This window comes from Streptomyces sp. BK208, from assembly GCF_004364245.1.
Taxonomy (GTDB): domain Bacteria; phylum Actinomycetota; class Actinomycetes; order Streptomycetales; family Streptomycetaceae; genus Streptomyces.
Genome location: NZ_SOAV01000005.1, coordinates 454,445 through 466,608, shown reverse-complemented (window position 1 = coordinate 466,608; position 12,164 = coordinate 454,445). Strand labels below are relative to the sequence as shown.

Sequence of the window (12,164 nt, the reverse complement as noted above, 5' to 3'; positions counted from 1 at the left end):
CGCCTTTCAACATTTTAGGTAGACTTCATTCATGGAGACCGAGACGGCCACTCGCTGGCTGACCGATACGGAGCAGTGTGCCTGGCGCACCCACCTGGAGGTCAACAGGCTGTTGACGCACCAGCTCGAGAAGGACCTGCAGCCGTTCGGCCTGACAATGAACGACTACGAGATCCTGGTGAACCTCTCCGAGTCGGAGGGCGAGAGAATGCGGATGAGCGACCTGGCCACCGCCACGATGCAGTCCAAGAGCCGCCTCTCCCACCAGATCACCCGCATGGAGAACGCGAACCTGGTCCGGCGTGAGAACTGCGAGTCCGACCGCCGCGGGCTCTTCGCCGTGCTGACCGAGCACGGCATGGCGACGATGCGGAAGGTCGCGCCGCACCACGTGGCCTCCGTGCGCAGGCACTTCATCGACCTGCTGGCCCCCGAGGACCTGACGGAGCTGGACAAGGCGCTCAGGCCCATCGCGGAGCACCTGCGCACCCAGCGGGGACGTTCCTGATCACGTCCTCGGGGGGCGCGGAGCCCCGGGGACGGGAAGGTGACGACAGGGCCTAGGCACTCGGCAGGCGGAGCTCGAAACGGGCGCCGCCTGCCGGTGCGTCGTGCACCGTGAGCGTGCCGCCGTGCCGTACGGCCACGTCGCGGGCGATGGCCAGCCCGAGACCGGCCCCGCCGTCGTCCCGGCTGCGGGCGGCGTCGAGCCGTACGAACCGCTCGAAGATCCGCTCCCGGTCGGCCGCCGGCACGCCCTCGCCGTCGTCGGCCACGGCGACCACCGCCGCCGTCCCGTCCCGCCGCACGGACACCTCCACCGCAGAGCGGGCGTGCCGCTGGGCGTTGTCCAGCAGATTGGCCAGCACCCGCGCCAGCTGCCCCCGCGACCCGGTCACCTCCACCGCGGCCTCGCCCCGCACCCTCACCCCGCTGCGGCCCTCGGCGGCCTCCCGCGCGAGCGCCGCGAGGTCGACCCGGCCGTCGGCGGGCCGCTCCCCCGCGTCCAGCCTGGCCAGCAGCAGCAGGTCGGCGGCGAGCCGCTGGAGCCGGACGGTGTCCTCCACGGCGCCGTCGAGGTCCAGCAGCTCGGGGTGGGCGGCGGCCACCTCCAGCTGGGTGCGCAGCGAGGCGATCGGGCTGCGCAGCTCGTGCGAGGCGTCGGCGACGAACCGGCGCTGCCGCTCCACCGAGGACTCCAGCGCGGCCAGCGTCTCGTTGGTGGTCGAGGCGAGCCTCGCCACCTCGTCGTGGGTGCCCGGCACCGGGACGCGGCGGGCCAGGTCCTCGCTGGCGGTGATCGCGGCCATCTCGCGCCGGATGCCCTCCACCGGGCGCAGCGCACGCCGGGTGACCAGCCAGGTCACCCACGCCACGACCGCGAGCAGCAGCGGGAAGCCGATCAGCATCACGGTCAGCGCGGTGTTCACGGCGCCGTGTTCGGCGGACAGCGGGGCACCGGCGTAGACGGTGAGCCGGCCCCGGTCGTCGGTCTCCACCGGGACGGCGGCGAAGCGGTAGTCCTCCGTGTCCCCGCCGACGGTCGCCGAGCCGTCGCTGACGGTGATCCGGTCGCCGATCTCACCGGGGTCGAGGGACTCGCCTGAGTCGTCGTCGGCGTCGGCGTCGTCGTCGTCCTCCGTGCTCGGGGAGGCGGCGGGCCGCGGCTTGACCGCCCCGGTGCCGGTGCCGCTGATCCGCTCCAGGTCCTCGCTGGCGGCGACCAGCACGCCGTCGTCGTCGACGACCTGCACGGGCCGGTCGTCCACGTCCAGCGACAGGTCGGCGTACGGCGTCCCGACGGCCAGCTCCGTCGCCACCTCCCGCGCCGAGCGCTCCGCCTGGGTGCCCGCCTCGCCGAGCAGGTTGGAGCGCAGGGACAGCAGTACGGCGGTGCCGGCCGCGACGAGGGCGACGGCGACCACGAGGGTCGCGGCGAGCGTGGCACGGGCCCGCACCGAGCCGAAGAGGCGGCTCACCGCCCGGTCTCCAGCCGGTAGCCGGCGCCGCGCACGGTGCGGATCAGCTCGGCGCGCAGCTTGCGTCTCAGCGCGCTGACGTACACCTCGACGATGTTGGGGTCGCCGTCGTAGGCGAAGTCCCAGACGTGCTCCAGGATCTCCGCCTTGGACACCACCTGCCCGGCCCGCAGCACGAGCTGCTCCAGGACGGCGAACTCCTTGGCGGTGAGGGTGACCTCGTCCTCGCCGAGGAAGACCCGGCGGGCGGCGGCGTCGACCTTGAGGTCTCCGTGGACGTGCACGGGCGGCGACCCGGCGCCCTGCCCCCGCCGCAGCAGGGCCTTCACACGGGCGACGAGGACGACGTAGGAGAAGGGCTTGGTGAGGTAGTCGTCGGCGCCCGTGTCCAGGCCCTCCGCCTCGTCGTACTCGCCGTCCTTGGCGGTGAGCATCAGGATCGGCACGTCGTGCCCGGCGGCGCGCAGGGCGGCGCAGACCCGGTAGCCGTTGAGGCCGGGCAGCATGATGTCGAGGACGACGAGGTCGTACCCGCCCTCGCTCGCCCGGTGCAGTCCCTCCAGGCCGTCGTGGACGACGTCCACGGCGTATCCCTCCGCGGTGAGGCCCTTGGCGAGCGACACGGCGAGGCGCTTCTCGTCCTCCACGATCAGGATGCGGCAGGGGCGGCGCGAAGCGCCTCGGGCGGGGTGGTGGGCGACGGGTGGGCGCATGCGTCAAGAGTGGCAAAGCCCGGCTGAAGATCCCTTCAGGCGGCTTCAGCCTGGCCTCAGCGTCGGTCCGCGACAGTGAGGTCACCGGAAACCGCCGGACTCTGGACGACTCGGAGGACACCGCATGAAGCGCAACATCGTGATCGCCGCCGTCACCGCCGCCGCCCTGATCGGAGGCGGTACGGCGACGGCGCTGGCGACGACGGCGGACGACGACCGGCGCGAGGCGTCGGAGGACTCCGGGGCCGCCGCCGCGAAGGTGACGGCCGCCGGGGCCGTCGCCTCCGCCCTCGCGGACACCCCGGGCACCGCCGTCGCCGCCGAGCTGGACGACGGGGACGACGCCTCGGACGACGACGACGGCGACGACGGCGGCCGGGAGCGCGCGGCCTGGGAGGTCGACGTCCTCTCCGGCGGCGGCACCTGGCACAGCGTCCGCGTCGACCCGGCCACCGGCAAGGTCCTCGGCTCGGAGCGGGACGACGACGAGGACGAGACGGCCGAGGTGCGGGCGGCGCTGAAGGGCACCTCCGTCGACGCCGCCGAGGCCGCGAAGGCGGCGGCCCGCCACGGGACCGTCCTCTCGGTCGAACTGGACGAGGACGGCCACCACGGCGACGGCAAGCCCGCCTGGGAGGTCGAGACGCGGGCCGCCGGCAAGGACGGGCAGGACTGGCGGGTCGACCCGGGGACCGGCAAGGTCACGGCCGACCGCGCACAGGACGCGCAGGGCTCTCAGGACCCGGACGACGCGGACGACGCCGACGACTCCGGCACCTCCGACGACGACTGAGCGGCCCCTCCGCCGGACCGGGCCGGCCCGCGGCGCCGCCCCGGCACCAGTGCCGCCGCCGCGGCGACCGCGCCGGACACCGCGAAGCACACCGGCAGGGGCAGCCGTTCCACCAGCAGGCCCACGGCGGCGGCCCCGGCGGAACCCCCGGCGTTCACGGCGGTGTTGCACCAGGCACCCGCCCGGACCCGGAACCCGGGTTCCACGCTCTCGTCGGCGATCAGGTACGCCGTGGTCAGCGCCGGGGCCACGAACAGCCCGGCGCACACGACGGCCAGGAGCAGCGTGCCGAGTCCGGGCGTGAGGCCCGCGGCGGCCAGGCAGACACCGAGACCGGCCGCGAAGAACGGGAGCCGGGTCCGGGTGGACGAAGTCCAGGCGACGGCGCCGTTGACGAGACCGCCGACCGCGCTGCCCACCGACAGCGCGGCGAGCACCCAGGCGACGGCTCCGTCCCCGAGGTCGCGCTCCCCCGCGTAGGCGACGACGAGGAGGTCGACGGCGCTCACCGAGACGCCGACGGCCGCGGCGACGACGACGGGCTGGAGCAGGGACCGGGCCTGTCCGGTGCCGCCCCGGGTCGCGGGGGCGGCGTCCTTCCGCCGTGGCGCAGGACACAGCGCGGCGGTCGCCGGTGAGGTGGCGAAGGCGAGGGTGCCGACCGCCACCAGCACCGCGCTCAGCACGACACCGACCGTCGGCGGGGCGACGGTGACGACACCGCCGACCAGGAGCGGGCCGGAGACGAAGAGCAGTTCCTCGGCGACGCCGTCCAGGCTGTAGGCGCGCTGAAGCAGGGCCCGGTCGGGCAGCAGTTCCGCCCACAGCGCCCGCATGGTGGGGCCGAGGGGCGGCGTGCAGGCTCCGGCGCAGGCGGCGGTCACCGCGAGGACGGCCTCGGGTGTGCCGGGCTGCCGGCAGGCCGCCGCCAGCGCGCAGAGCAGGACGGCGTACAGCGTGGCCATGGGAAGCAGGGCCCGGCGCGGACCGAGCCGGTCGACGAGGGAGGCGCGGCAGGGCGACAGGAAGACGCTCGTCGCACCGAAGAGCGCCATGACCAGGCCGGCCACGGCGTACGACCCGGTGGACCGGGTCAGGGAGAGCATCAGGGCAAGGGAGACCGTGCCGTACGACAGCCGGCCGACGAGGGCGGCGGCGAAGGTACGGCGGGCATGGGGGACACGGAGCACGGCGGCGTACGAGGGCCGCGGCGATGGCGTGGACACGGAAGGGTTCCTCGGAAGAAGGCGACAAGGGGACGCCGAAGCGCGCGACGGCCGGATGCGGCGGTCGCGTGCGGGGCGGGCCCTATGCCAAGAGGAGGAACATGCGGGTCAATGTACAGCGCGGCCCGTCCGGCGGCGCGGCCTTTTCCGGCCCGCCCGAAGCTCCCCAAGCCGCCTGAGCCTCTCCAGCCGACCGAGGCTCCCCAGCCCGCCCGAAGCGTCCCAGCCCGCCCGAGGCTCCCCAGCCCGTCCGGCGTTCGAGGACGAGGCCGTTCAGGCCGGAGGGGGGTCTGGGGGCACGGCCCCCAGGGACGGGAAGGGAAGGGGCGGCGGGGGCGGAGAACTCCCCGCGGACCGCCACCCCGCCCCGCTCACCCCTCCGTCAGCCCCGCCACCAGTTCGTCCGCCGCGGCGTAGGGGTCCAGCTCGCCGCCGACGATCCGCTCCGCCAGCGCGCCGAGCCGCCGGTCGCCGTGCAGGTCGCCGATGCGCTCGCGCAGCGTGGTGACGGCGATCGTCTCCACCTCGCGGGCGGCGCGGGCGCGGCGGCGCTCGGTGAGGACGTCCCGCTCCTCCATCCACGCCCGGTGCTTCTCCAGCGCCTCGACGACCTCGTCGACGCCCTCGCCGCGCGCGGCGACCGTCTTGACGATGGGCGGGCGCCAGTCACCGGCGGCGCGCGCCTCGCCGAGGCCCAGCATGTGGTTCAACTCCCGGGCGGTGGCGTCGGCGCCGTCCCGGTCGGCCTTGTTGACGACGTAGACGTCGCCGATCTCCAGGATTCCGGCCTTGGCGGCCTGGATGCCGTCGCCCATGCCGGGGGCGAGCAGGACGACCGAGGTGTCGGCCTGGGAGGCGATCTCCACCTCCGACTGGCCCACGCCCACCGTCTCGACGAGGACCACGTCGCAGCCGGCCGCGTCCAGCACCCGGATCGCCTGCGGCGCGGCCCAGGCGAGGCCGCCCAGGTGGCCCCGGGTCGCCATGGAGCGGATGTAGACGCCGGGGTCGGAGGCGTGCTCCGACATCCGGACGCGGTCGCCGAGCAGCGCACCGCCGGAGAAGGGCGAGGACGGGTCGACGGCGAGGACCCCGACCCGCTTGCCCTGCTTGCGGTACGCCGTCACCAGCGCCGAGGTGGACGTCGACTTGCCGACGCCCGGGGAGCCGGTCAGACCGACCACGTAGGCCCCGCCGGTCAGCGGTGCGAGGGCCTCCATGACCTCCCTGAGCTGCGGGGACGCCCCCTCCACCAGGGAGATCAGCCGGGCCACGGCACGCGGCCGGCCTTCCCGGGCCTGGGCCACCAGTGAGGAGACGTCCTGCATCACAGCTCCGTTCAGCTCCGCTCAGCTCTGTTTCGCTACGTTCTCAGGCCTGCCGCGACGTTCTCAGGCCTGCCGCGCCCTCAGGCGCCGGGGACCCGCACGATCAGCGCGTCGCCCTGGCCGCCGCCGCCGCACAGCGCCGCCGCGCCGATGCCGCCGCCGCGCCGCTTCAGCTCCAGCGCCAGGTGCAGCACCAGGCGGGCGCCGGACATGCCGATCGGGTGCCCCAGGGCGATGGCGCCGCCGTTGACGTTCACCTTTTCGGTGGATACGCCGAGGTCCTTCATTGACTGGACGGCGACGGCCGCGAACGCCTCGTTGATCTCGATGAGATCGAGGTCGCCGACCTCCAGGCCCTCCTTCTTCAGGGCGTGCTGGATGGCGTTCGACGGCTGCGACTGCAAAGAGTTGTCCGGGCCCGCGACGTTGCCGTGGGCGCCGATCTCCGCGATCCACTCCAGGCCCAGTTCCTCGGCCTTGGCCCGGCTCATCACGACCACGGCGGCCGCGCCGTCGGAGATCTGCGAGGAGGAGCCCGCCGTGATGGTGCCGTCCTTGGCGAAGGCCGGGCGGAGCTTGCCCAGCGACTCGGCGGTGGTGTCGCCGCGGATGCCCTCGTCCTTGCCGAACAGCACCGGGTCGCCCTTGCGCTGCGGGATCTCGACCGGCGTGATCTCCGCGTCGAAGACGCCGTTCTTCTGAGCGGCGGCGGCGCGCTGGTGGGACAGGGCGGCGATCTCGTCCTGGGCGGCGCGGTCGATGCCGAGCCGGGTGTTGTGCTTCTCCGTGGACTCGCCCATGGCGACGTTCTCGAAGGAGTCGGTCAGGCCGTCGTAGGCCATGGCGTCGATCATCTGGACGGCGCCGTACTTGTAGCCCTCGCGGGACTTGGGGAGCAGGTGCGGGGCGTTGGTCATGGACTCCTGGCCGCCGGCGACGATCACGTCGAATTCACCCGCGCGAATGAGCTGGTCGGCGAGCGCGATGGCGTCGAGGCCCGAGAGGCAGACCTTGTTGATCGTGAGGGCCGGGACGTTCATGGGGATGCCGGCCTTGACGGCGGCCTGGCGCGCGGGGATCTGCCCGGCACCGGCCTGGAGCACCTGCCCCATGATCACGTACTGGACCTGGTCGCCGCCGATCCCCGCGCGGTCGAGGGCGGCCTTGATCGCGAAGCCGCCGAGGTCGGCCCCGGAGAAGGACTTCAGGGAGCCGAGCAGCCGCCCCATCGGGGTGCGGGCACCCGCGACGATGACGGACGTGGTGCCGTTCGTACCAGAGGTTCCGGACTTTCCAGAAGCTGCAGAAGACATGGGCTGCGATCCCCTTTTCCGGCCCGCACAGGCCGCGGAGTGAACGAGGGTTTACTCGAATGTACTGAGCGGTATGCCGCCCGTCACCCGGCGGTCGGTGTGATCGCGCGCACGTTGCGTAACCACCTCCGGGGCGCTGCACTGAATCCATGCTGACGCGAATCGACCACATCGGAATCGCCTGCCACGACCTCGACACGACCGTCGAGTTCTACCGTGCCACTTACGGCTTCGAGGTGTTCCACACCGAGGTCAACGAGGAGCAGGGTGTCCGGGAGGCCATGCTCAAGATCAACGAGACCTCGGACGGCGGCGCCTCGTACCTGCAGCTCCTCGAACCGACCCGCGAGGACTCCGCGGTCGGCAAGTGGCTCGCGAAGAACGGCGAGGGTGTCCACCACATCGCCTTCGGCACGGCGGACGTGGACGCGGACGCCGCGGACGTCCGCGGGAAGGGCGTACGCGTTCTGTACGACGAGCCCCGGCGCGGTTCGATGGGGTCGCGGATCACCTTCCTGCACCCCAAGGACTGCCATGGCGTACTGACAGAACTGGTCACATCGGCGGCTGTTGAGTCACCTGAGCACTGACCCTCGTACATATGGGCCGGTAGGGTTGGGTGCGGTCGCCGCTCAGTCCAGGGTGACCCGGTCCTGTCATCGTGCGACGACGGGACCGCCGGGGTCGTGTTTCGGGGGGTCGGCGACGGGGCAGCAGCACATGCTCCGCCGTTGATCTGACACCATTCCCCGGGGGCACCGTCCGGCGTACGGACGGAGCTCGTTCGGGAAGATTTGCGACCAGGGGACGGATGGGACCGCGCAGTGCGGGGCTACGAGAGCCAGGAGCGAGAGCCGGCGGCTGACGTCGACCACCTCTCTCGGTTCGAGGCCGAGATGAAGCGGCTGAAGACCGAGCGGGAAAAGGCGATCCAGCACGCCGAGGACCTCGGCTACCAGGTCGAGGTGCTGCGCGCCAAGCTGCACGAGGCGCGGCGCACCATCATGTCCCGGCCCGCCTTCGACGGCGGCGACATCGGGTACCAGGCCGAGCAGTTGCTGCGCAACGCGCAGACCCAGGCCGACCAGCTGCGCGCCGACGCGGAGCGTGAGCTGAGCCAGGCCCGGGCGCAGACCCAGCGCATCCTCCAGGAGCACGCCGAGCAGGCCGCCCGGCTCCAGGCCGAGCTGCACCAGGAGGCGGTGACCCGCCGCCAGCAGCTGGACCAGGAGCTGGCCGAGCGCCGGCAGACCGTCGAGTCGCACGTCAACGAGAACGTGGCCTGGGCCGAGCAGCTGCGCGCCCGCACCGAGCAGCAGGCCCGCCGGCTCCTCGACGAGTCCCGCGCGGAGGCCGAGCAGGCCCTGAGCGCGGCCCGCGCGGAGGCGGAGCGGCTGACCTCCGAGGCCCGTCAGCGGCTGCGCAGCGACGCGGAGAGCGCCCGCACGGAGGCCGAGCAGATCCTGCGCCGGGCCCGCACCGACGCCGAGCGGCTGCTGAACGCCGCCTCCACGCAGGCGCAGGAGGCCACCGACCACGCGGAGCGGCTGCGCAGCTCCACCGCCACCGAGGCGGAGTCCGCCCGCCGCGAGGCCCAGGAGCTGAGCCGGGCCGCCGAGCAGCGCATGTCCGAGGCCGAGGAGGCGCTGCGCAAGGCGCAGGCCGAGGCCGAGAAGGTGGTCGCCGAGGCCCAGGAGGCCGCGTCCAAGGCGCTGTCGAGCGCCGAGGCGACCAACGAGCAGCGCACCCGTACCGCCAAGGAGCAGGTCGCCCGGCTGGTCGGCGAGGCCACCAAGGACGCCGAGAGCACCAGGTCCGAGGCCGAGCAGGTGGTCGCGGACGCCCGCGCCGAGGCCGAGCGGCTCCTCGCCGAGGCCGCCGAGAAGGCCCGCACGATCACCGCCGAGGAGTCGGCCACCCAGCTGTCCAAGGCGGCCAAGACCGCCGAGGACGTGCTGAACAAGGCGGCCGAGGACGCCAAGCGGACCACGAAGGCCGCCACCGAGGAGGCCGAGCGGATCCGCACCGAGGCCGAGGCCGAGGCGGACCGGCTGCGCGGCGAGGCGCACGACATCGCCGAGCAGCTCAAGGGCGCGGCGAAGGACGACACCAAGGAGTACCGCGCCAAGACGGTCGAGCTGCAGGAGGAGGCGCGCCGGCTGCGCGGCGAGGCCGAGCAGCTGCGGGCCGACGCGGTCGAAGAGGGCGAGAAGATCCGCGCCGAGGCCCGCAAGGAGGCCGTGGCGCAGATCGAGGAGGCGGCGAAGACCGCCGAGGAGCTGCTTGCCAAGGCCAAGGCGGACGCCGACGAGCTGCGGCAGAGCGCGACGGCGGACAGCGAGAAGGTCCGCACCGAGGCCATCGAGCGGGCGACGACCCTGCGCCGGCAGGCCGAGGAGACCCTGGAGCGCACCCGTGCGGAGGCCGAGCGGCACCGCGCGGAGGCCGCCGAGCGGGTGGAGGAGCTCCAGGCGGAGGCCGAGCGCGCCGCCCGCGAGCTGCGCGAGGAGACCGAGCGCGCCGTCGAGGCCCGGCAGGCGGAGGCCGCCGAGGAGCTGACGCGGCTGCACACCGAGGCCGAGGAGCGCCGTACCGCCGCCGAGGAGGCGCTGAGCGGGGCCCGCGAGGAGGGCGAGCGGATCCGCCGCGAGGCCGCCGAGGAGAGCGAGCGGCTGCGCACCGAGGCCGCGGAGCGGATCCGTACCCTCCAGCAGCAGGCCGAGACGGAGGCCGAGCGGCTGCGCACCGAGGCCGCCGCCGACGCGTCCGCCTTCCGCGCGGAGGGCGAGAACGTCGCCGTACGGCTGCGCTCCGAGGCCGCGAGCGAGGCGGAGCGGCTGAGGTCGGAGGCGCAGGAGAGCGCCGACCGGGTGCGGGCGGAGGCGCAGTCCGCCGCCGAGCGCATCGCGGCCGAGGCGTCCGAGGCGCTGGCCGCCGCCCAGGAGGAGGCCGCCCGGCGCCGCCGCGAGGCGGAGGAGCTGCTCGGCTCCGCCCGGCAGGAGGCCGACCAGGAGCGCGAGCGGGCCCGCGAGCAGAGCGAGGAGCTGCTGGCCTCGGCGCGCAACCGCGTGGAGGAGGCGCAGGCCGAGGCGGTACGGCTGGTCGAGGAGGCCGACCGGCGCGCCACCGAGATGGTGTCGGCGGCCGAGCAGCACGCGGCGCAGGTGCGCGAGTCGGTCGCCGGGCTGCACGAGCAGGCCCAGGAGGAGATCACCGGCCTGCGCAGCGCCGCCGAGCACGCCGCCGAGCGCACCCGGCACGAGGCCCAGGAGGAGGCGGACCGGGTCCGCGCCGACGCCTACGCCGAGCGGGAGCGGGCGAGCGAGGACGCCGGACGCCTCAGGCGCGAGGCGCAGGAGGAGACCGAGGCGGCCAAGTCGCTGGCCGAGCGCACGGTGTCCGAGGCCATCACGGAGGCCGACCGGATCCGCGCGGACGTGTCCGAGCACGCCCAGCGGGTGCGCACCGAGGCCTCCGACGCCATCGCCGAGGCCGAGCAGTCCGCGGCGCGCACCCGGGCCGACGCCCGTGAGGACGCCAACCGCATCAGGTCCGACGCGGCGACGCAGGCGGACACCCTGATCACCGAGGCGCGTTCCGAGGCCGAGCGGCTCACCACCGAGACGGCGGCCGAGACCGACCGGATCCGCACGGAGACGCTCGCGGAGGCCGAGCGCGTCACCGCCGAGGCGGCGAGCGAGTCCGAGCGGGTCAGGTCCGAGGCGGCCACCGAGGCGGAGCGGCTGCGCACCGAGACGATCGCCGAGGCCGACCGGGTACGGGCCGAGGCGAGCGCCCGGGCCGACCAGCTGGTCTCGGACGCCACCGGGGAGGCGGAGCGGCTGCGGGCCGAGGCCGCCGACACGGTCGGCTCGGCCCAGCAGCACGCGGAGCGGCTGCGCACCGAGGCGGACCGGGTGCGGACCGAGGCGGCGGCGGAGGCCGAGCGGGTCACCACGGCCGCCCGCGAGGAGGCCGAGCGCACCCTGGACGAGGCCCGCAAGGACGCCAACAAGCGGCGCTCGGAGGCGGCCGAGCAGGTCGACAAGCTCATCACGGAGACCGCGGCGGAGGCCGACAAGCTGCTGTCCGAGGCGCGGCAGCAGGCCCAGAAGACCACCGCGGACGCCGAGTCGCAGGCCGACACGATGGTCGGCGCGGCCCGCACGGAGGCCGACCGGATCGTCTCGGAGGCGACCGTCGAGGGCAACACCCGGGTGGAGAAGGCCCGCACGGACGCCGACGAGCTGCTGGTGGGTGCCCGCCGGGACGCGACCGCCATCAGGGAGCGCGCGGAGGAGCTGCGCGAGCGCCTCACCTCCGAGATCGAGGAGCTGCACGAGCGGGCCCGCCGCGAGGCCGCCGAGACGATGAAGTCGGCCGGCGACCGCTGCGACGCACTTGTCAAGGCGGCCGAGGAGCAGCTCGCCAAGGCGGAGGCCAAGGCCAAGGAGCTGGTGTCGGAGGCCAATTCCGAGGCCGGCAAGGTGCGCATCGCCGCCGTCAAGAAGGCCGAGGGACTGCTCAAGGAGGCCGAGCAGAAGAAGGCCACGCTGGTCCGCGAGGCCGAGGAGCTGAAGGCCGAGGCGGTCCGCGAGGCCCGGCGCACGGTCGACGAGGGCAAGCGCGAGCTGGAGGTCCTGGTGAGGCGCCGCGAGGACATCAACGCGGAGATCTCCCGGGTGCAGGACGTGCTGGAGGCTCTGGAGTCCTTCGAGGCGCCCGGGGGCGCGAAGGACAACGGGGTGAAGGCCGGAGCGACGGTGGGCGCCCCACGTTCGGGTGGCAAGTCGTCAGAGAGCTAGCGTCCGG

At 74.1% G+C, this 12,164-nt stretch carries 9 protein-coding genes; 4 read left to right on the top strand and 5 right to left on the bottom strand.

Annotated elements, in window-relative coordinates:
- Nucleotides 1-31: 31 nt before the first annotated feature.
- Nucleotides 32-508, top strand: a complete 477-nt coding sequence (locus EV562_RS15770; RefSeq protein WP_133887418.1) for a MarR family transcriptional regulator — start codon at nucleotides 32-34, stop codon at nucleotides 506-508.
- 52 nt (nucleotides 509-560) lie between these two features.
- Here EV562_RS15770 and EV562_RS15765 read toward each other — a convergent pair whose 3' ends face one another.
- Nucleotides 561-1,979 (bottom strand): HAMP domain-containing sensor histidine kinase, encoded by a 1,419-nt coding sequence (locus EV562_RS15765; protein ID WP_133887417.1) that lies wholly within the window; start codon nucleotides 1,977-1,979, stop codon nucleotides 561-563.
- The gene (locus EV562_RS15760) at nucleotides 1,976-2,692 is read right to left on the bottom strand and encodes a response regulator transcription factor (RefSeq protein ID WP_133887416.1); all 717 of its coding nucleotides are present in this window, start codon (nucleotides 2,690-2,692) and stop codon (nucleotides 1,976-1,978) included. Before EV562_RS15760 ends, EV562_RS15765 begins: the two co-directional genes overlap by 4 nt.
- Before the next feature lie 124 nt (nucleotides 2,693-2,816).
- Between EV562_RS15760 and EV562_RS15755 the strand changes: the two genes are divergently transcribed.
- Nucleotides 2,817-3,485, top strand: a complete 669-nt coding sequence (locus EV562_RS15755; RefSeq protein ID WP_133887415.1) for a PepSY domain-containing protein — start codon at nucleotides 2,817-2,819, stop codon at nucleotides 3,483-3,485.
- On the opposite strand, the gene EV562_RS15750 is transcribed toward EV562_RS15755, so the two are convergent.
- The 3 genes from EV562_RS15750 to EV562_RS15740 form a co-directional block, all read right to left on the bottom strand.
- Nucleotides 3,428-4,711, bottom strand: a complete 1,284-nt coding sequence (locus EV562_RS15750; protein ID WP_133887414.1) for an MFS transporter — start codon at nucleotides 4,709-4,711, stop codon at nucleotides 3,428-3,430. The two genes, EV562_RS15755 and EV562_RS15750, sit on opposite strands and share 58 nt — an antisense overlap.
- A gap of 371 nt (nucleotides 4,712-5,082) precedes the next feature.
- Nucleotides 5,083-6,039, bottom strand: a complete 957-nt coding sequence (gene meaB / locus EV562_RS15745; protein WP_133887413.1) for a methylmalonyl Co-A mutase-associated GTPase MeaB — start codon at nucleotides 6,037-6,039, stop codon at nucleotides 5,083-5,085.
- Nucleotides 6,040-6,119: 80 nt separating this feature from the next.
- Complete coding sequence (locus EV562_RS15740) at nucleotides 6,120-7,352, bottom strand: acetyl-CoA C-acetyltransferase (RefSeq protein WP_133887412.1); 1,233 nt, start codon at nucleotides 7,350-7,352, stop codon at nucleotides 6,120-6,122.
- A 149-nt stretch (nucleotides 7,353-7,501) separates the two neighbouring features.
- Here EV562_RS15740 and mce point away from each other — a divergent pair, with 149 nt between their 5' ends.
- The gene (mce, locus tag EV562_RS15735) at nucleotides 7,502-7,942 is read left to right on the top strand and encodes a methylmalonyl-CoA epimerase (RefSeq protein WP_133887411.1); all 441 of its coding nucleotides are present in this window, start codon (nucleotides 7,502-7,504) and stop codon (nucleotides 7,940-7,942) included.
- Between the two features lie 234 nt (nucleotides 7,943-8,176).
- Nucleotides 8,177-12,157, top strand: coding sequence for a polarized growth protein Scy (gene scy, locus EV562_RS15730; RefSeq protein ID WP_133887410.1), 3,981 nt, complete (start codon nucleotides 8,177-8,179; stop codon nucleotides 12,155-12,157).
- Nucleotides 12,158-12,164: the final 7 nt, after the last annotated feature.

Excerpts from the sequence above, each read along its gene's own strand:
- EV562_RS15740 (WP_133887412.1), bottom strand. The coding sequence starts at position 7,352 with ATGTCTTCTGCAGCTTCTGGAAAGTCCGGAACCTCTGGTACGAACGGC.
- EV562_RS15755 (WP_133887415.1), top strand. The coding sequence starts at position 2,817 with ATGAAGCGCAACATCGTGATCGCCGCCGTCACCGCCGCCGCCCTGATC.
- meaB (WP_133887413.1), bottom strand. The coding sequence starts at position 6,039 with ATGCAGGACGTCTCCTCACTGGTGGCCCAGGCCCGGGAAGGCCGGCCG.
- EV562_RS15770 (WP_133887418.1), top strand. The coding sequence starts at position 32 with ATGGAGACCGAGACGGCCACTCGCTGGCTGACCGATACGGAGCAGTGT.
- EV562_RS15760 (WP_133887416.1), bottom strand. The coding sequence starts at position 2,692 with ATGCGCCCACCCGTCGCCCACCACCCCGCCCGAGGCGCTTCGCGCCGC.
- mce (WP_133887411.1), top strand. The coding sequence starts at position 7,502 with ATGCTGACGCGAATCGACCACATCGGAATCGCCTGCCACGACCTCGAC.